Origin of the sequence: Rossellomorea marisflavi (genome assembly GCF_001274775.1) — a bacterium.
GTDB lineage: Bacteria > Bacillota > Bacilli > Bacillales > Bacillaceae_B > Rossellomorea > Rossellomorea marisflavi.
Genome location: NZ_LGUE01000001.1, coordinates 1769558 through 1787692, shown reverse-complemented (window position 1 = coordinate 1787692; position 18135 = coordinate 1769558). Strand labels below are relative to the sequence as shown.

20 protein-coding genes are annotated in these 18135 nt (G+C 48.2%); 15 read left to right on the top strand and 5 right to left on the bottom strand.

Annotation, left to right across the window (positions count from 1 at the left end):
• Positions 1 to 405: 405 nt before the first annotated feature.
• Positions 406 to 1083: a B3/B4 domain-containing protein gene (locus AF331_RS08915; protein WP_053427701.1), complete on the bottom strand. Its 678-nt coding sequence runs from the start codon at positions 1081 to 1083 to the stop codon at positions 406 to 408.
• 83 nt (positions 1084 to 1166) lie between these two features.
• Here AF331_RS08915 and queG point away from each other — a divergent pair, with 83 nt between their 5' ends.
• The 13 genes from queG (at position 1167) to AF331_RS08860 (ending at position 13014) form a co-directional block, all read left to right on the top strand.
• The gene (gene queG / locus AF331_RS08910; RefSeq protein WP_053427700.1) at positions 1167 to 2300 is read left to right on the top strand and encodes a tRNA epoxyqueuosine(34) reductase QueG; all 1134 of its coding nucleotides are present in this window, start codon (positions 1167 to 1169) and stop codon (positions 2298 to 2300) included.
• 70 nt (positions 2301 to 2370) lie between these two features.
• Positions 2371 to 3234, top strand: coding sequence for an amidase domain-containing protein (locus AF331_RS08905; RefSeq protein ID WP_053427699.1), 864 nt, complete (start codon positions 2371 to 2373; stop codon positions 3232 to 3234).
• Positions 3235 to 3294: 60 nt separating this feature from the next.
• On the top strand, positions 3295 to 3768 hold the full coding sequence (trmL, locus tag AF331_RS08900; RefSeq protein ID WP_053427698.1) for a tRNA (uridine(34)/cytosine(34)/5-carboxymethylaminomethyluridine(34)-2'-O)-methyltransferase TrmL: 474 nt from the start codon (positions 3295 to 3297) through the stop codon (positions 3766 to 3768).
• 87 nt (positions 3769 to 3855) lie between these two features.
• The gene (nfsA, locus tag AF331_RS08895) at positions 3856 to 4605 is read left to right on the top strand and encodes an oxygen-insensitive NADPH nitroreductase (RefSeq protein WP_053427697.1); all 750 of its coding nucleotides are present in this window, start codon (positions 3856 to 3858) and stop codon (positions 4603 to 4605) included.
• Between the two features lie 329 nt (positions 4606 to 4934).
• Positions 4935 to 6830, top strand: coding sequence for a PrkA family serine protein kinase (locus AF331_RS08890; RefSeq protein WP_048004489.1), 1896 nt, complete (start codon positions 4935 to 4937; stop codon positions 6828 to 6830).
• A 109-nt stretch (positions 6831 to 6939) separates the two neighbouring features.
• Positions 6940 to 7107, top strand: a complete 168-nt coding sequence (locus tag AF331_RS22745) for a hypothetical protein (RefSeq protein ID WP_162838956.1) — start codon at positions 6940 to 6942, stop codon at positions 7105 to 7107.
• Between the two features lie 63 nt (positions 7108 to 7170).
• Entirely contained in the window at positions 7171 to 7341 is a 171-nt protein-coding gene (locus AF331_RS22350; protein ID WP_156183351.1) for a hypothetical protein, read from the top strand.
• Between the two features lie 415 nt (positions 7342 to 7756).
• The gene (gene yhbH / locus AF331_RS08885; RefSeq protein WP_370296723.1) at positions 7757 to 8917 is read left to right on the top strand and encodes a sporulation protein YhbH; all 1161 of its coding nucleotides are present in this window, start codon (positions 7757 to 7759) and stop codon (positions 8915 to 8917) included.
• Positions 8918 to 9083: 166 nt separating this feature from the next.
• Positions 9084 to 9569: an STAS domain-containing protein gene (locus AF331_RS08880; protein ID WP_053427696.1), complete on the top strand. Its 486-nt coding sequence runs from the start codon at positions 9084 to 9086 to the stop codon at positions 9567 to 9569.
• Between the two features lie 86 nt (positions 9570 to 9655).
• Positions 9656 to 10387, top strand: a complete 732-nt coding sequence (locus AF331_RS08875; protein ID WP_053427695.1) for an alpha/beta fold hydrolase — start codon at positions 9656 to 9658, stop codon at positions 10385 to 10387.
• A gap of 87 nt (positions 10388 to 10474) precedes the next feature.
• Positions 10475 to 11494 carry a phosphotransferase enzyme family protein gene (locus AF331_RS08870; RefSeq protein ID WP_053427694.1) on the top strand — a complete coding sequence of 340 codons (1020 nt, stop codon included), beginning with the start codon at positions 10475 to 10477 and terminating at the stop codon, positions 11492 to 11494.
• Between the two features lie 186 nt (positions 11495 to 11680).
• The gene (gene proC / locus AF331_RS08865) at positions 11681 to 12493 is read left to right on the top strand and encodes a pyrroline-5-carboxylate reductase (protein WP_053427693.1); all 813 of its coding nucleotides are present in this window, start codon (positions 11681 to 11683) and stop codon (positions 12491 to 12493) included.
• Between the two features lie 2 nt (positions 12494 to 12495).
• Positions 12496 to 13014, top strand: a complete 519-nt coding sequence (locus tag AF331_RS08860) for an NAD(P)H-dependent oxidoreductase (protein WP_053427692.1) — start codon at positions 12496 to 12498, stop codon at positions 13012 to 13014.
• 37 nt (positions 13015 to 13051) lie between these two features.
• On the opposite strand, the gene AF331_RS08855 is transcribed toward AF331_RS08860, so the two are convergent.
• The 3 genes from AF331_RS08855 to AF331_RS08845 form a co-directional block, all read right to left on the bottom strand.
• The gene (locus AF331_RS08855; RefSeq protein ID WP_053427691.1) at positions 13052 to 13672 is read right to left on the bottom strand and encodes an SIMPL domain-containing protein; all 621 of its coding nucleotides are present in this window, start codon (positions 13670 to 13672) and stop codon (positions 13052 to 13054) included.
• A 16-nt stretch (positions 13673 to 13688) separates the two neighbouring features.
• Positions 13689 to 14126: a hypothetical protein gene (locus AF331_RS08850; protein ID WP_053427690.1), complete on the bottom strand. Its 438-nt coding sequence runs from the start codon at positions 14124 to 14126 to the stop codon at positions 13689 to 13691.
• Positions 14127 to 14188: 62 nt separating this feature from the next.
• Complete coding sequence (locus tag AF331_RS08845) at positions 14189 to 15136, bottom strand: L-lactate dehydrogenase (protein WP_053427689.1); 948 nt, start codon at positions 15134 to 15136, stop codon at positions 14189 to 14191.
• Positions 15137 to 15312: 176 nt separating this feature from the next.
• On the opposite strand from AF331_RS08845, the gene AF331_RS08840 reads away from it, so the two are divergent.
• Together AF331_RS08840 and AF331_RS08835 are read left to right on the top strand one after the other, a co-directional pair.
• Entirely contained in the window at positions 15313 to 15852 is a 540-nt protein-coding gene (locus AF331_RS08840; RefSeq protein WP_053427688.1) for a GNAT family N-acetyltransferase, read from the top strand.
• Between the two features lie 15 nt (positions 15853 to 15867).
• Positions 15868 to 16347, top strand: coding sequence for a tetratricopeptide repeat protein (locus AF331_RS08835; protein WP_053427687.1), 480 nt, complete (start codon positions 15868 to 15870; stop codon positions 16345 to 16347).
• Positions 16348 to 16400: 53 nt separating this feature from the next.
• On the opposite strand, the gene AF331_RS08830 is transcribed toward AF331_RS08835, so the two are convergent.
• Entirely contained in the window at positions 16401 to 17702 is a 1302-nt protein-coding gene (locus tag AF331_RS08830; RefSeq protein WP_053427686.1) for an NCS2 family permease, read from the bottom strand.
• Between the last annotated feature and the right edge of the window lie 433 nt (positions 17703 to 18135).

The following is an 18135-nucleotide window of genomic DNA, read 5'->3' as shown; positions in this document are numbered from 1 at the left end:
GTATATGTGAATAAAGAAAAGAACTCCTTTGTGGAACCATTCTACAAAGGAGTTTTTTATTGAAGACTAGTGTCATTCTTGCAGGGGAAAGTTTGCAGTGTATTATACATAGTAGAGAGGATATGGTAGCAGTGAGGAATTCACGTTTAGCTACTGACTGGTTTCCTAACTTTCGATATTCTTTTGCATCACCAAAGAGTGTATTGGAGCGGAAGGGACTTGACTCCTACGGGAAAAGAGGGATGATCGAGACCCCGCAAGAATGAGGAGGCCCGACTTCCTCCCCGTGTAAAGCAAGTCCCTGGAGCGAAAAGGAACGGGCTCTGTTTCTCCAGTTACCCTATAAAAAAAGACAAAACCAAGAGGCAAAAATCGCCTATCATGGTTTTGTCCAAAGGAGTACTATCAATAATCCGTCGTGACGACCGTATGTGTGGCTTCACCACCGTGGATGCCGGTGAACATTTCCTCGAGGGAAGAAGTAAGCTGATCGCATTCGTCGGATGAGAGGGAAGGTCTCATGTAGATGATCTGAACAGCCTCCGTTGTCGTCTCATCGACAGGCGCACGTGCCGAGTCCACAAACGGACTTCCGAATGGACCCGATCCATCGCAAGCAATGATCAGACCTTCAAGTGAATTGTCCCTGCCGTTCATCCCTTTGTACGATTCACCAGGGCCCCCTACGCGCAGGGTGAGGGAGTTGCCGTCCACCTTGTTCCAGTCATATACTCCGACGGGCACTTGATAGCGGAGGGAAAAGAAATTATTGAGGTCGATGGCCGAATTGATCGTACCTAGATAATTCTGTTTCCCGATTCTCCTGTAGAGCGCCTCAGCTGAATGACGGTAGCGGTTCGGATCTTTTCCGGTCTTCCTGAATACATCTCGCCATTCGCTGATCCCCGGAAAGTCCGTCACGCTTTGATCCTGAAGGTCAAAGTAAATGGACTCTTGAAAAAGCTGAAGACGCCCTTTGAGCATCTGTGGGGATTCCCCGACCTCGATGCCCCTATAGTGAATGATCCCAGCCTTGAAGTCGGGGACCTTTTCTTTCAACGTTGAATCAATGATGATTTCCACTTCATTTCCCTCCACATTTCGTTTGAAATAGTTTATCATAGTACAATGCATTCATGCGAACGAGAGAAAGGAGGCAGATGAACATGGACATGGAACAGTTGAAGTCGGATATCATTTCCTATAGTAAGACGATCGGCATCGATAAGATCGGTTTCACTACGGCGGATACATTCACGGAAATGAAGAATCGCCTCATCCGCCAGGAAATGGCGGGGTACCAATCGGGTTTTGAAGAACCGGACATCGAAAAGCGTGTTGACCCGTCCCTTACATTCGACCAACCAAGATCCATCATTGCCATCGCCCTTGCCTACCCTTCGAGGATGAAGGACGCCCCAAGGAGCAAGAGGGGTGAACGTAGGGGGATCTTCTGCAGGGCTTCCTGGGGAACGGACTACCATCATGTCCTAAGGGATCGGTTGAAGAAGCTCGAAGAATACATCGTGTCCCGAATTCCTGAGGCACGGTTCAGGTCCATGGTGGACACAGGAGAACTCGTGGACCGGGCAGTGTCAGAACGGGCGGGTATCGGATGGAGCGGGAAGAACTGCTCGATCATTACACCTGAATTCGGTTCATACGTCTACCTTGGGGAGATGATCACCAATCTTCCATTTTCACCGGACAAGCCCATCGAAGACGGCTGCGGCACCTGCAATAAATGTGTGGATGTATGTCCGACCGGCGCCCTGATAGAAGGGGGCAGGCTCGATGCTCAGAAGTGCATTGCATTTCTTACGCAGACGAAAGGCTTTTTGAAAGATGAATACCGTCTCAAACTCGGGAACCGGATCTACGGGTGTGATACATGTCAGACGGTATGTCCTGAGAATAAGGGGAAAGACTTTCACTTCCATGAGGAAATGGAGCCGGATCCGGAAGTGGCGAAACCACTCTTGAAGCCGCTCCTGACGATTTCAAACCGGGATTTCAAGGAAACATACGGTCACATCTCCGGTTCTTGGAGGGGGAAGAAACCCATCCAGAGAAACGCCATCATTGCACTTGCACATTACAAAGATGAAACCGCGATCCCAGATCTGATCGGGGTTTTGAAGAATGATGTCCGTCCCGTCATGAGAGGGACCTCAGCCTGGGCCCTCGGGAAAATCGGTGGCCAAGAAGCGGAAGAAGCGCTGAAACATCAGATAGAGAAGGAAGTGGACCCTGAAGTACTGGAAGAAATTCAAAAGGGTCTTCAATTAATGACAGAATAGGAGCCGCCCTGAAGGGAGCGGCTTCTTTTTATTTCCTTCGACGCATACCCATTAGGGAGGAGGGGAGCGCATGATCAGAAGGGTATTAATGGGGAACATCGGGGTCGTGATCAATGATTTCACTTCAAGCGGTCACTCGGAGTTCGAGAAGGTCAATCGCAAGAAGGAGTCCTTCAGGAAGCGTGAGGCAATGCTGCTCAAGGTGGGAGCGACTGGAAGGATCCATACCATCGACAAACAAAGAGACGATACAGAAAAGGTCACTTATTCTGTTCACTATACGTATTTCATCAAGCATGGCGACCACTACTACCTTGAAGAGGAAGTGGAAAATCGGAGAGCTGTTCATTATGGCGGAGTGATCTATGAAGACGTGGAAGAGCCGATTCAAGCCATGGAGCCTGGTGTAGATGAGGAGGAGTCGGGAGAAGGGGAAAGGCTCGAATATCGCTATGATCGCCATGCTGCCGTTCAATACGCTGAAAAATGGTGGAACAGCTATAACCCTGCCTTTAAAAAGTTCGAGAACGACTGTACGAATTTCATTTCACAATGCCTTCATGCAGGAGATGCTCCCATGAGGGGATACCCGACCAAGGGAAAAGGATGGTGGATGAGGAATCAGAGCTGGAGCTACAGTTGGACCGTCGCCCATTCCCTTCGTCAGTATATCCCGAATTCATCCGTGGGACTCCGAGGAAAGCTGGTGGACTCTCCCGATAAGCTGAAACTTGGGGATGTGATTTGCTATGATTTCGAAGGGGACGGACGGTTCGATCATACGACCATCGTGACGGGGAGGGATGCAGACGGGATGCCGCTGGTGAATGCCCACACGTATAATTGCCGCATGAGGTACTGGAACTACGAGGATTCCACTGCTTACACCCCCAACATAAAGTATAAATTCCTGACGATCATGGACGATCGCTGACAACCTTTTTATAATAGTGGTATAATGTCATCTATAGTTTTAAGAATGAGGTGACAACACTTGGGAGTACATGTTGTTTTATATCAACCGGAAATCCCCGCCAATACGGGGAATATCGCACGTACGTGTGCAGCCACTGATACGACGCTCCACCTGATCCGTCCACTTGGTTTTTCCACGGACGATAAGATGCTGAAGCGTGCAGGGTTGGATTATTGGGAATTCGTTGAGATCATCTATTATGATTCCTTGGAGGAATTCTTCGAAAAGAATGCTGATGGGGAGTTCTTTTATCTGACCAAATACGGTAAGATCCCCCATACAACGTTCGACTATAGCGATGTAGAGAAAGATCATTATTTCATCTTTGGAAAAGAGACGACTGGTCTTCCCGATGAGATAATCGAACAGAATATGGACCGTGCGCTGCGGATTCCGATGAATGGGAATGTGCGCTCATTGAACCTGTCCAATACTGCGGCGATCCTCGTGTATGAGGCCCTTCGTCAAAAAGGGTACCCCGGACTCGATTGATGCGGGATGAATGAAAGGAATGAAAATCAAATGATTTTCATTCCTTTTTTCGTTTGGTTTATACTAATAATCAAGGAGATGATACCAATGAATGAAACAATAGAAACGATACTCAAGCACCGTTCCATCCGACAGTTTACGGATCAAACCTTGACTGATGAGGAAATCCGTACGATTGTAGGCTCTGCTCAGGCTGCAAGCACGTCTAGCTACATACAGGCATATACAATCATCGGGGTGAAGGACCCTGAGAAGAAGAAGAAACTCGCCGAGCTCGCCGGGAATCAATCCTATGTAGAGCATAACGGTCACTTCTTCGTTTTCTGTGCCGACCTCCATCGACATGAAAAGATCGGTGAGTGGGAAGGAGCCGATGTGGTTCCGACACTTGAAAGTACCGAAAAATTCATGGTGGCCCTCATCGATGCGGCACTTGCCGCGCAAAACGCATCGCTTGCTGCAGAATCCATGGGTCTTGGTATCTGCTATATCGGCGGGATCCGCAACGATCTTGAACAAGTAAGTGAAGTACTGAATCTTCCCGACAGGGTCGTTCCGTTGTTCGGTCTTGCAGTGGGACACCCTGCACATGAATCCGACGTGAAACCGAGGCTTCCTTTTGAAGCCATCTACCATGAAGATGGATATGAACGGGATGAAGAGAAGATGAAGGATACATTGAAAGAGTACGATGATACCATTTCTTCCTATTACCACGCCCGTACCGCTGGGAAACGATCCGACCGCTGGAGCGGCCAGATGGCCAATATGCTTTCGAACAGACCCCGCATGTATATGAAGGAGTTTGTGGAGAAAAAAGGATTCAATAAGCGATGAAACAAAAAAACTGACCGATGGGGTCAGTTTTTTTGTTTAGTTGGAGCCGGGCTTGTCATTGTAGCCTGCAGTGAAAATCGCAGTCAAGAAAGCCAGGGATACTCCGAGAATCAATAGAAAATTCATTTCCAGACCTCCCAAGATGAACTTGTCTTACAGTCTGGTTTTAGTATAGCCTATTTTACAAATGTTGTGAACTTCTTTTTGAAAACGTGTTCAATCGCATTCCTTAATTCCCCTTGATAAATCCCATCTTCTTAACATGTTCAGAGGAGGATGAGCATAGAGTATATTAATCGTCTCTCAACAAGTGACAAGGGGAGGTCCTTATGGATATCTTAAAAAGAATTGAACATTTTCGAGAAGAAGAAGAAAAGCTGAAATGGGAAGGGACGTTTGCACAGTACCTGGATCTGCTGAAAGAAAAACAGTGGGTCGGTCAGTCAGCACATTCACGGGTTTTTAATATGATCAAAGACGCAGGCGTGGAGGATATAGAGGGCAAGCGTAAGTACAATTTCTTCAGTGATCAATTATTTGGTCTCGAGGAAGCACTCGAACGCCTGGTAGAAGAATATTTTCATCCGGCAGCGAAGCGGCTGGATGTCCGTAAGCGGATCCTTCTTCTGATGGGTCCTGTCAGTGGAGGGAAGTCGACCCTGGTGGCGATGTTGAAGCGGGGTCTGGAACAATACTCAAGAACCGATCGCGGAGCGGTCTTCTCCATCAAAGGTTGTCCGATGCATGAAGATCCGCTCCATCTCATTCCCCAGCATCTCCGGGAGGAATTCTTCGAGGAATATGGCATCCGGATCGAGGGGAATCTATCCCCACTCAATACCATGAGGCTCGAGAAGGAGTACCACGGACGAATCGAGGATGTGCAGGTGGAAAGGGTTTTCTTCTCTGAAGATAAGCGTGTCGGCATCGGGACATTCAGTCCGTCAGATCCAAAATCCCAGGATATTGCCGATTTGACGGGTAGCATCGACTTCTCGACCATTGCAGAGTATGGATCGGAATCTGATCCGAGGGCGTACCGGTTCGATGGGGAGCTGAACAAAGCGAACCGTGGACTGATGGAGTTCCAGGAGATGCTGAAATGTGATGAAAAGTTCCTATGGCATTTATTATCCCTGACACAGGAAGGGAATTTCAAAGCAGGACGATTTGCGTTGATCTCTGCAGATGAACTGATCGTGGCCCACACGAATGAAACGGAGTACCGCTCCTTCATCGCGAATAAGAAGAACGAAGCCCTTCACTCAAGGATCATCGTCATGCCGGTTCCGTATAATCTCAAAGTCACACAGGAAGAAAAAATTTACGAAAAAATGATCAATGAGAGCGATGTGAATAACGTCCATGTGGCCCCGCATACTCTGAGGGTGGCAGCCATGTTCACGATCCTGACGCGCTTGAAAGAACCGAAACGCGGCGATATCGACCTCATCAAAAAAATGCGCCTGTACGACGGGGAGAGTGTCGAAGGATTCAACTCGGCCGACGTGGACGAAATGAAGAAGGAGTACCAGGACGAAGGCATGAGCGGGATTGATCCTAGGTATGTGATCAACCGGATCTCCTCTACCATCATCCGGAAAGAAGTGCCGACGATCAACGCGCTGGATGTCCTCCGTGCACTCAAAGAAGGGCTGGATCAGCATCCGTCCATCACAGCCGAGCTTCGGGAAAAATATCTGAACTTCATATCACTTGCCAGAAAAGAATACGATGATATCGCGAAGAAAGAAGTACAGAAAGCCTTTGTGTACTCGTATGAAGAATCAGCCAAGACCCTCATGGATAACTATCTCGATAATGTCGAAGCGTACTGCAACAAAGCGAAGCTCCATGATCCGCTCACCGGTGAAGAAATCAATCCGGATGAAAAACTCATGCGCTCCATCGAAGAACAGATCGGGATCTCTGAAAATGCGAAAAAAGCGTTCAGGGAAGAAATCCTCATCAGAATTTCCGCCTATGCCCGTAAAGGGAAGAGATTCGACTATAATTCCCATGATCGCCTGCGGGAAGCCATCCAGAAGAAACTCTTTGCCGATCTGAAAGACGTTGTGAAGATCACGACATCTTCCAAGACGCCTGATGAGCAACAGTTGAAAAAGGTCAATGAAGTCGTGGCGAGACTCATCGATGAACACGGATATAATTCAACCAGTGCCAATGAGCTCCTCCGCTATGTAGGAAGTCTCCTTAATCGTTAAAAGGTGAGCCGTCGGTCAAGTGCCGTCGGCTTTCTTGATTATCCGGATGTACACCTCATCGGTTTAGAAACCACCATTACGGGAAATTTAGTAATAGAGGTGAAAACGGATGAAAAAAAATCATGAACAAGAACCTGAGAATGGTTCAATGGCCGGTAACATGGAAGAGATGGAGCAGCTCGGGAAGCAGATGGAGCGTCTACGTACGAATGAAGAACTGAAAGAAGATAAGAAGCAGCCCGATCCCGTACAATTCAAAGAAGAAGATAAAAGTTGAAAGAATAATCAGAATATAGTAAGCTGAATTCAAAGCCGGTATTCTTCGAAGGAAGGTGAAGGGATGTCCACACATGACAAACCGATCTTGCAGGAAGAACCTTTTAACGGTACGATGGCCAACAATCTGGATGAAGTCATACGACTTGGAAAACAGATGGAAAAGCTCCGTTCAAGTGAAGAACTCAAGCTGAATAATCGTCAGTCAGACCCGGCTCAATATGAAGAAGGATGAACAGGTGAGAAAGTACACCTGTTTTTTTGTTGCTTGTAGTAGGGGTGAGGGGGTTTGCATAAGTATGGAGTAGGGGTGCTTGTACGTGTGCTTGTCGCCTCAGGGCAAGCCCCCTCCGCTTTTCTCGATGTCCAGCTCCGGCGGGTTGCCCCTCGAGGTCATAAGCCAAGCAACCCAAAAAGGCAAAGAACGCCTTTCCGGGTTCCTCGTCTTATGCTTGTCGGGTCAGATCGACCCGCCTCCGCTTTTCTATCATTGTCGAAATTATTTGTAAATTTATCGATGCTTTTGCATAGGATAGAGTAATCCCCGTTTCTCTTATGACGGGAAAAATGAGTGCGGGCAGCCATCATAGTGTATGCACCGATACTGCTATATGTGAGAAAAAGATAAGGAGGGGAAACGTTTGAGCCAGATGGATAATCATCAATTTGTCATTTCCAAAGAAGATTGGGCCCTCCACCGTAAAGGTCATGACGATCAACAGCGTCATCAGGAAAAGGTACAGGATGCAATCAGGAATAATCTTCCGGATTTGATTACAGAAGAAAACATCGTCATGTCTAATGGAAGAGACGTTGTGAAGATACCGATCCGGTCATTGGATGAATACAAGATCCGCTATAATTATGATAAAAACAAGCACGTCGGCCAGGGTGATGGAGAAAGCCAGGTGGGGGATGTTGTCGCCAGGGATGGGAACCCTCAGCAGGGGCCCGGAAAAGGGAAAGGGGCAGGGGACAAAGCGGGTGAAGATTACTACGAAGCCGAGGTCTCCCTCATGGAAATCGAAGATGCCCTTTTTAAACAGCTTGAACTGCCGAACCTGAAGAAAAAGGAGCAGGACGTGCAGACGGTGGAACATATTGAATTCAACGATATCCGCAAGACGGGCCTGATGGGCAATATTGATAAAAAGAAAACCATGATGTCGGCATTCAAGAGGAATGCCATGACGGGGACACCTGGATTCCATCCGATTACAAGGGAGGATCTGAAGTTCCGGACGTGGAATGAAGTGCTGAAGCCCGAGTCCAAGGCTGTTGTACTGGCCATGATGGATACAAGCGGATCCATGGGGGTTTGGGAAAAGTATATGGCCAGAAGTTTCTTCTTCTGGATGACACGATTCCTAAGGACGAAGTATGAAACGGTGGAGATCGAATTCATCGCCCACCACACAGAGGCCAAGGTCGTTTCTGAAGAACACTTCTTTTCCAAGGGGGAAAGCGGAGGGACGATTTGCTCGTCCGCCTACCGGAAAGCTTTGGAGCTCATTGACTACAAATATGCACCGAGCAGGTATAATATTTACCCATTCCACTTCTCCGATGGAGATAATCTCACATCTGATAACGTCAGATGCGTCAAACTGGTGGAGGAGCTTATGAAGGTATCGAGTATGTTCGGGTATGGGGAAGTGAATCAGTATAACCGCCACTCAACCTTGATGTCGGCATATAAAAACATTAAGAACGAAGATTTCCGTTATTATATCTTGAAGCAGAAAGCGGATGTGTTCCATGCGATGAAAAGTTTCTTTCACAACTCAGGTGACAAAGCAGCACTTGCTTGATCGAAGACCAGCCGGGCTGGTCTTCTTTTTTTGTCGAACGTTCAATCATGGATCTTTTCCTAAAGTAGAAATTTCCCGAGCTCCCGGTACATTTGGATAGAAACTTTACATAGGGTAGTGCTACACTAGTCATAGCGTAAAAAATATGTTCATGTGAGGTTACAGTATGAGTGTGGAGACACAGGAAATCGTTCAGCTAAAAGAAGAGGTCCAGGAATTGAAAAGAAAACTGGAGGAAACAGAGCGCGAAATCACGGATATTTCGGCACCGGTCATTCCTTCCATCGTTCCTGAAACCATTCTCATCCCAATCATGGGAAGACTGTCCCAGGAAAGGTTTGAGGCCATCATCACCAAAATCCTGGATGTGTCCTATAATCAGGACATCAATACGATTATCGTTGATTTCTCCGGTATAAGGGATAAGGACATGGGTGATACGGACGTGTTCGGCATGAATATCAATAATATGGCAAAAGCAGTGCAGCTTATGGGAATTGAAATCATTTTCGTGGGATTTACCCCGTCCCTTACCCAGATCGTCATCCAATCAGATGTAAGGGAAGTCGGGCAAATCAAAAGCTTCCTCAGTTTTAAAACGGCTCTGCAGTACCTGATGAGTGAAAAGAGTCTTTCCTTCCAAGAAAAATGATGCGAACCAGCCGCGGCTGGTTCTTTTTAGTGGATGGAGTCCTGACAATGGTGGGACAATAAATCTTGAGAAAGAAGGGGTTCAGCATGAAACGGTTTTTTAAATGGGCAGGAATTCTTCTGCTCGCCTTGATTGTCATAGGAGGTCTATCCTTTTATGTATGGTCCCAGCAAACCTACTCGGCCACTTCATCGCTTAAGGAAAAAGTGGACCTTCAAAAAGCCGAAGCAAAGGATGGCAAGTGGCTGGTGTTTGAAGGAGAGGGGGATAAGGGCGTGATCCTTTACCCGGGGGCCAAAGTGGAAAAGGAGGCCTATGCCTATATTGGGGAGGAGCTATCTGAGCGGGGGTATACCGTGGTGATTCCGGATGTACCATTGAACCTTGCATTCTTCGGGGTGAACGTACCGGATGAGATCATGAAAGAATATAAGGGTGTGAAGGAATGGTACTTATCGGGACATTCTCTAGGAGGCGTTGCTGCATCAAGCTATGCTGCTGACCACCCGGACAAGGTGAAAGGTATCATTTACCTTGCTTCGTACCCTGCCGAGTCCACAGACTTTTCTTCATCCGACCTGTCGTTTCTGAGTATCTGGGCTGAGAATGACGGACTGGCTACTAAGGAAAAGATCGACAAGAGCAAATCCCTCCTGCCTGCAGATACGGAGTTTCATGAAGTCAAGGGCGGGAACCACGCAGGCTTCGGTGTGTACGGTGCCCAAAAGGGAGACGGGAAAGCAACAAAATCAGTATGGAATCAGCAGGATGAAGTCATTAAAACAATCGATGAATGGATTCAGGGAAGGGCCGGATAATCGGCCCTTTTTCCTTTTTGCAGGAAAAACTCCACGTGCAGACGAAATAGTAGAGGAAGATCAGTACTGCAAACAGGAGGAAACAAAATGGAATCTTGGATAGACGCACAATGGACGAAGGAAAGATTGAACGAAGCGGCAGGGATGTTTGATTGTGATGCTTCAGATGCCCGAAAGCTGGGGGATTTTGAAAACTATGTGTACGAAGTGAAAAAGGAAGGAATTCCTTACATCCTGAGGATCACCCATAGCTCCCACCGCAGGCAAATCGAGTTGGAAGCGGAAATGAAATGGATCAATTTCCTCCATGGGCATGGAATGAACGTCTCCCTCTCTCATCAATCCCGTGCAGGCAGCCTTGTGGAAGAACTGGCCGGGGAAGATGGATCCTTTTTTGTCAGCTTATTTGATAAAGCACCGGGGGTGGCTGTAAGAGCGAACTCCGATCACTTTGATAAGAGGCTCTTCGAAAAGTGGGGAAGTCTTACCGGGAAAATGCATACCATTACAAAACACTATCGAGATCCATCTTCAAAGGCAAGGATGGCCTGGGATGAAGATGAAATCCTGAATTTCGAGAGGTACCTTCCCCAAGAGGAAGAGGATATCATAGAACTTGGAAAACAGACAATCGATGAAATCAGGACTTTTCCTCAATCCGAGGATACATACGGTTTGATCCACTCTGATATCCATCATGGCAATTTCTTTTACGATCAAGATGAAGGAGATCTCCACGTATTTGATTTTGATGATAGTATGTGGTTTTACTTCGCAAGTGACATCGCCATCCCCCTATACTATGCAACCTGGTCGAAGCATGGAGGTGATCCCCTTCACGTGCGTTCTGCCTTTGGAGAGGGTTTCCTTCGTTCGTTCCTGCGGGGGTATGAGAGCGAATGCCAGGTTACGAAAGAATGGTTCCTGCGAATTCCTCAGTTCCTCCTCCTAAGGGATTTGACCCTTTACTCCGTTTTCCACCAGAAGTGGGACCTGGCCACTATTCCTCAGGGAGAAAAAGAGCTCCTCGATGGATTGAAGAAGAGGCTTAGGCAAAAGGAACCAATGGTCGATCTCGATTGGGAGGCAATCTACGACAACCGCTAAAATCGATTGATGCTGGGACAAATGTGTTTTAGAAATAGTAAAACCCGAACTTCGTTGCCTGCGATCAAGCAACGAAGTTCGGGTTTTTACTTTGTTTTTGAATATGTCATTGTGTCCAGATGTGAACCATTTTTCCTTTCAGTGGTTTTTTGATATGATTCATAGGTGGAAGAAGAGGTGTAGAGAATGAAACAATCAATCGGCTTTATAGGCTGTGGAAATATGGCGCAGGCCATCATAGGCGGTATCGTCAACTCTGGACTGGTGGATAAAACATCTGTCATGGCGAGCGCCAAAACCCGCGGAACCGTCGAAAGAATAGAAGAAAAATACGGGATCCGCACAACATTGGACAATGGAGAGGTAGCGGCATTTGCCGACTTGTTGTTCCTCGCAGTCAAACCGGATCAACATCAGGAAATTCTCTCATCCATCAAGGAGAATGTGAAGCCGGATACCATCGTCATCACGATGGCAGCAGGGATTACACTCCATTGGATGGAAGCGGTACTAACCCCTCACTCTAAGATTGTGAGAACAATGCCGAATACGCCATCCCTTGTAGGAGAAGGGATGACTGCGTATTGCGTCAATGGCCGAGTAGGAGAAGGCGAGCGTGAGATGGTCCATGCTGTCCTCGAAAGCTTCGGAAAAGCAGAGGAGATGGACGAAAGCCTCATGGACGCCATTCCAGCTGTAAGCGGCTCATCACCGGCTTATGCCTTCATGTTCATGGAAGCATTGGCAGACGGTGCGGTGAAAGAGGGGATCCCTAGAAAGCAGGCATATAACCTGGCAGCACAGGCGCTTCTCGGAGCAGCAAAGATGGTGCTTGAAACGGGCAGCCATCCTGGAGAGCTGAAAGATGCGGTCTGCTCACCGGGAGGGGCTACCATCGAAGCTGTCATTGAACTTGAAAAGAGCGGCTTCAAGGGAAGCATTGTAAGGGCAATGGATGCCTGTACAAAAAAAGCAAAGCAGCTGGGAAGGGAAGATTGAACATGAACGTATTGGTAATCGCTGCACATCCGCGAATGAACGAATCAATCGTCAACAAAGCCTGGGTAAAGAGGCTGGAAGAAGAGGCCGATGTGACGGTCCACGACCTTTACCGCGAATATCCGGATTTCCAAATCGACGTAACGCGTGAGCAGAAGTTGGTCGAAGAACACGATAGGATCGTCCTGCAATTCCCTTTCTACTGGTACAGTGCCCCCGCGCTGATGAAAGAATGGATCGATGCCGTGTTGACCTATGGTTGGGCGTACGGAAGCGGTGGTACGCAGCTTCATGGCAAAGAACTTCTGATTGCGACGTCGACAGGGTCACCGGCAGAGGCCTACCAGGCTGGAGGAAAGAACCATTATGCCATGAGCGAGCTACTGAAGCCGTTCCAGGCAACATCGAATCTGATCGGAACGACGTTTCTTCCGGCATTCATCGAACATGGCGTCAGGACACTGGATGAAGAAGGAGTGGCCCGGTCTGCCGAGAGGCTTGCGGATTATATTAAAAAGTAATAAAAAAACGGCTCCTGGAAGCCGTTTTTTTGTGAAATCAATGCGTAGTAAACGTAACGAGTAGTGATGCCTTCACGGATATTTCACCTGGCAGGATGGCAGATTCCTGAACGGCGAGCTTCATAGGGGAAGGAAGCTCAGTAGATTGACCTTCTTTGATAGAAAGGGGATCAGGAACCAGCTTCTGACCAGATTGCCTGGCAAGGACCGTGGCCTTTGCCAAAGCGTCTCGATAGGCGTGTTCCAAGGCGTACTGATAAAGGGCAGTGGAATGGGAGGAGAGGAACTGGATCCCCTCCACCCGGTTTGCTCCGGCCTTCACGGCATCATCGATGATCTTCCCCGCCTTTTCAATGCTTCTAAGGTGGACGCGCAGGATATTCACGACTTCATATCCATTAAAGATCTGCTTTCCATCTTCAAAGGAATAGCGGGGGATGATCTGATAGTTTGCTGTTTGTGTATCACTGTTTGAAACTCCGTTTGCTTGAAGCGTCCCGACTATGTTCTTTATCTTTTCGTTATTTTCCTGTTGGGCTTTTTGCAGATCGAGGCCTTCGGTCATCACCCCTAATGTGAGCAGGGCTTCATCAGGCGCTCCATATGAGGTGTGTTCTCCTGAAACCGTGATGGTTCCCCGGGAATCGGTTACGCGCATAGATGGATGCATCCTGTTACACACATGTGAAGGATTCGATTTTATCAAGATCGATTCCGAAATACACCCATGTGAATCCGATCCATCTCCATCCTGCTATGGACCTTCTTCCGAGGAAAACAGGATAGAACCAGAAAGCGTCCCGGTTCAGCCAGATATAGGTATAGCGGAACAGGCATCTCCGGATGGAACCCGGGTCCACGGCAAACGTCGACGTTCCTCCAGGGCCGCCCTGCATGACGGTCTTCTGAGGCTGGAAGTTAGGCGGAGGTCCAGGTGGCGGCTGATTTTGTCCACCGCCCTGAGAAGGAGATGGGGGGCCGCTGCTTCCCCCTTGCCCGGGTGGCGGGGACGGCGGGAATACATTTGGAAATCCGGGGATGGAAGGGAAACCACTGCCCCCCGAACCCCCTCCGCCAGGAAAGCCGGGTATGAATTGTCTCTGATCGTACATAATAGAACCTCCTCCATTCATGTTGGTATCATTGTATGAGGAGGAGGTTCGTGTGTGCGTGTCTATAAATCAGAAGGGAAACCGGTACTCATGGCGTGCTTCAACGTATCAATGGATCTTGTGAATTGCTTTTGCTCCGTTTCATCCAGTGGAAGTTCGACCACCTTCCTGATCCCTTGTCGATTGATGATGGCAGGCACCCCGGTATAAACACCGTGCTGCCCGTACTCCCCATCCAGGAGGGAAGAGATGGTGAGGATGCTGTTCTCATCATTCAGTATGGCTTTGGTGAGACGGGCCAACCCCATGGCAATCCCGTAGTAGGTGGCCCCTTTTTTCTCGATGATATGGTAGGCAGCATCCCTGACATTTTCAAAAAGGTCCTGAAGGTCGCTCTGGATTTGTGGATCCGTTAGATCGACCAGGTCACCAACGGAGCTGGCCCCGATGGTGGCATGACTCCAGACAGGGAATTCGGTATCACCATGTTCACCCATGATATAGGCATGGATGTTTCGTGTATCAAGATGAAAGTATTCCCCCAACAGGTAGCGTAGCCTTGCGGTATCAAGGATCGTCCCTGAGCCGATCACCCTTTCCTTTGGGAGCCCGGAGAAAGTCCATGTGGCATAGCTTAATAGATCAACGGGATTAGTGGCTACAAGGAAGATGCCATCAAAGCCGCTCTCCATCACCGAGTCGACAATGGTTTTAAAAATCCGGACGTTTTTATCAATAAGATCCAACCGCGTTTCACCGGGTTTTTGATTGGCGCCAGCTGTGATCACGACAAGATCTGCATCGCGGCAGTCGCTGTATGCTCCTGCACGTATTTTCATTGGGGATGAGAATGCGAGACCATGATTAAGGTCCATGGCGTCTCCTATGGCTTTTTCGACGTTCATGTCGATCATCACGAGCTCGTGGACAAGATTTTGATTGAGAAGGGCAAAAGCATAGCTTGAACCGACAAAGCCTGTTCCGATCAATACGACTTTATTTGTTTTCATCCATCATACTCCCTTTTTAATTGGATTTATGAAAGTGGTGGGTTGATGTTAATAATGTGAAGTATTTCACAAACTTATAGTAGCATACTCCAAATCGAATTTCCAACACGAAATTTCGACAACTTTAAAGGGATTCCACGAAGCTGCGGGGAATAAGTCCATAGGAGGGATGCACGATGCGTTATGAGAAAGGTGATATCAAGGTCCGGCCGTTGAAGGATGAAGATGCCGAATTTCTTTATAACTGGCTGAACGATCCGCGGATCCTTGAGTATTACGAAGGAAGGGACAAACCCTTTACCCATGAGATGGTGGAGGAAGCATTTTATAATGACGATAAAGAGAAAGTTGCCTGCATCGTTCAATATAAAGGGGAGAAGGTTGGTTATCTCCAATACTATCCATTGGATGATGAGACCAAGCTTCGCTACGGATATACGAATCTTGATGAGTTCATCTATGGGACCGATCAGTTCATAGGGGATTCACGGTACTGGAATAAAGGCGTGGGCACCCTGATGATCAAGGCCATGGTGGAATATTTCATGCTTGAAAAAGGCCTGCACCGGCTGGTGATGGATCCCATGACATGGAATCGCAGGGCAATCCGTTGCTATGAGAAATGCGGCTACAGCAAAGCACGGATCCTCCCTCAAAATGAGCTCCACGAAGGTGAATGGCACGACTGTTGGCTGATGGAATACATACCGGATTGAAATGGATGGGTGGATATGGAAGATAGAGTGAACGAAGCGATCGAAGAGAGGAAGTCAGGAAATACAGTGGAGTCGATCAGGATACTGAAAGAGCTGATCGACGAATACCCCGAAAGCGGAAGCCTGCACTATCAATGTGCCTGGAGTCATGATGCATCAGGGCTTGAAGAGGAAGCTGTTGAATATTATGAGAAAGCATTGACATACGGGTTGGATGAAGAAGAGTCGATCGGTGCGTATACGGGACTCGGGAGCACCTACCGTGCCCTCGGGAAGTATGAAAAATCAAAAGAAGTGCTTGAGGACGGGCTTAAAAGACACAGGGACAGGGGATTATCAGTATTCTACAGCATGACGCTCTATAACCTCGGAGAGACGAAGAAGGCCATGGAACTGCTTTTAGGACAGCTGTGTGATACTTCTTCAGATGAATCGATCCAATCTTATGCAGCTGCTATCAACTATTACAGCCGCGACCTTGATCGTACGTGGTAAAGAAGGACTCATACTAAAAAGGCAGCTCCCGACGTGGGAGCTGCCTTTCCTCTTTAATGAGGGATGAATGCCAGCTGATAGAAGAACAGCACGGCAAAGATATAGACGAGGGGATGGACTTCGCGCCATTTCCCTTTTGCCACTTTCAACAGTGGGTACGAGATGAATCCGAGTGCGATCCCTGTAGCGATGCTCGACGTAAGAGGCATGCTGAGGATGATGAGGAATGCAGGGAAGGCTTCATCAAGTTCGTCCCATTTGATCTGGGAGATGCTTCCGATCATCAAGCTTCCTACAATGATCAAAGCTGGAGCCGTGATGGCAGATAATCCAGATACGGCACTCACAAGTGGACCGAAGAATGCTGAAACGATGAACAGTACAGCCACGGTAAGGGAGGTCAATCCTGTACGTCCTCCTGCTGAAACCCCAGCAGATGATTCCACGAAGGCGCTGGTCGGGCTAGTACCGAACATCGCTCCGACAGTCGTCCCGAGTGAATCGGCAAGGAGTGCTTCTCGGGCACGCGGCATTTCATTGTTTTTAAGGAGCCCGGCCTGTTGGGCAACACCGACCATCGTACCGGTTGTATCAAAAATGGTCACAAGCAAGAAGGAGAATACAACAGCATACAAGCTATGTTGAATCACATCGGTGAAGGCGGTGATCGGGTTCGAGATGATCAGTCCTTCAGGCAGATGCGGCATGGCCACAAAGCCTTCCTTGAATGACAGGTCACCAGTGAAGAATGCAACAATGGCTGTGATGATCATCCCGATGAACAGGGCCCCGTGTACGTTCAGGACCATGAGGACAAGGGTGACGGCCAGCCCGATCAATGCAAGGATGGCAGATGAAGAATGAAGATCCCCGAGTTTCACGAGATTGGACGGATCAGCTTGAACCAGTCCGGATAAACGAAGACCGATAAAAGCGATGAAGAGACCGATACCGGCTGTGATCCCGTGTTTGAGATTTTGAGGTATGGCTTCAATCAATTTCTTACGGAACGGAGTGAGCGAAAGGATGATGAAGATGATACCGGCTACGAATACTGCTGCGAAGGCAACAGAGTACGAAATATCTTCATGACCTCCGACAACGGAATATGTAAAGTAGGCATTCAATCCCATACCGGGTGCGATGGCGATCGGATAGTTGGCGAACAGTGCCATCCAGAGCGTACCGACAGCTGCCGAGATGATGGTGGCCATGAATACCTGGTCGAACGGCACCCCTGCATCGGATAGGATGATCGGATTGACGACGACGATGTAAGCCATGGTGAGGAACGTGGTCAGTCCGGCAAGGATTTCTGTCTTGGTTGACGTGCCGTTTTCCTTTAATTTAAACATTAGTGTAATACCTCCAATAAAAACGAACGATTAAAAAGCACAACTACTATAATATTCGGTAATACATCGTTTTTCAATAGGTATCGACAAATTTTTTATATTTATTGTGTTGGTTCTGTAGGAGTTGGATGATGATTGAATCTGTACATGGACATTCCGTTCCGCTGCGGCCGGCCGCTTTCCGTGGGGAGGGAGTCGAGCATCCTCGTGCCTGCGGGGTCTCGATCATCCCTCTATTCCCATCAGAGTCGTCCGGCCTCCGCTGCACTGCACTTTTGGTGATGGGGAGAACGTCTTTTATACACATTTCTCCTTATTGTTTGTGGGAGTGAGTGGTAGTCATCACAGCATTACTTTTTGTGTGTGGATCTGCATATGGACGTTCCGTTCCGCTGCGGCCGGCCGCTTTCCGTGGGGAGGGAGTCGAGCCTCC

What these genes read in the sequence shown, in the direction of transcription:
- AF331_RS08905 (WP_053427699.1), top strand. Translation starts at nt 2,371, where the DNA reads ATGATCAGAAGGGTATTAATGGGGAACATCGGGGTCGTGATCAATGAT.
- AF331_RS08870 (WP_053427694.1), top strand. Translation starts at nt 10,475, where the DNA reads ATGGAATCTTGGATAGACGCACAATGGACGAAGGAAAGATTGAACGAA.
- nfsA (WP_053427697.1), top strand. Translation starts at nt 3,856, where the DNA reads ATGAATGAAACAATAGAAACGATACTCAAGCACCGTTCCATCCGACAG.
- AF331_RS08875 (WP_053427695.1), top strand. Translation starts at nt 9,656, where the DNA reads ATGAAACGGTTTTTTAAATGGGCAGGAATTCTTCTGCTCGCCTTGATT.
- AF331_RS08860 (WP_053427692.1), top strand. Translation starts at nt 12,496, where the DNA reads ATGAACGTATTGGTAATCGCTGCACATCCGCGAATGAACGAATCAATC.
- AF331_RS22745 (WP_162838956.1), top strand. Translation starts at nt 6,940, where the DNA reads ATGAAAAAAAATCATGAACAAGAACCTGAGAATGGTTCAATGGCCGGT.
- AF331_RS08890 (WP_048004489.1), top strand. Translation starts at nt 4,935, where the DNA reads ATGGATATCTTAAAAAGAATTGAACATTTTCGAGAAGAAGAAGAAAAG.
- yhbH (WP_370296723.1), top strand. Translation starts at nt 7,757, where the DNA reads ATGGATAATCATCAATTTGTCATTTCCAAAGAAGATTGGGCCCTCCAC.
- queG (WP_053427700.1), top strand. Translation starts at nt 1,167, where the DNA reads ATGGACATGGAACAGTTGAAGTCGGATATCATTTCCTATAGTAAGACG.
- proC (WP_053427693.1), top strand. Translation starts at nt 11,681, where the DNA reads ATGAAACAATCAATCGGCTTTATAGGCTGTGGAAATATGGCGCAGGCC.
- AF331_RS08845 (WP_053427689.1), bottom strand. Translation starts at nt 15,136, where the DNA reads ATGAAAACAAATAAAGTCGTATTGATCGGAACAGGCTTTGTCGGTTCA.
- AF331_RS08855 (WP_053427691.1), bottom strand. Translation starts at nt 13,672, where the DNA reads ATGCGCGTAACCGATTCCCGGGGAACCATCACGGTTTCAGGAGAACAC.
- AF331_RS08835 (WP_053427687.1), top strand. Translation starts at nt 15,868, where the DNA reads ATGGAAGATAGAGTGAACGAAGCGATCGAAGAGAGGAAGTCAGGAAAT.
- AF331_RS08880 (WP_053427696.1), top strand. Translation starts at nt 9,084, where the DNA reads ATGAGTGTGGAGACACAGGAAATCGTTCAGCTAAAAGAAGAGGTCCAG.
- AF331_RS08840 (WP_053427688.1), top strand. Translation starts at nt 15,313, where the DNA reads ATGCGTTATGAGAAAGGTGATATCAAGGTCCGGCCGTTGAAGGATGAA.
- AF331_RS08850 (WP_053427690.1), bottom strand. Translation starts at nt 14,126, where the DNA reads ATGTACGATCAGAGACAATTCATACCCGGCTTTCCTGGCGGAGGGGGT.
- AF331_RS08830 (WP_053427686.1), bottom strand. Translation starts at nt 17,702, where the DNA reads ATGTTTAAATTAAAGGAAAACGGCACGTCAACCAAGACAGAAATCCTT.
- AF331_RS22350 (WP_156183351.1), top strand. Translation starts at nt 7,171, where the DNA reads ATGTCCACACATGACAAACCGATCTTGCAGGAAGAACCTTTTAACGGT.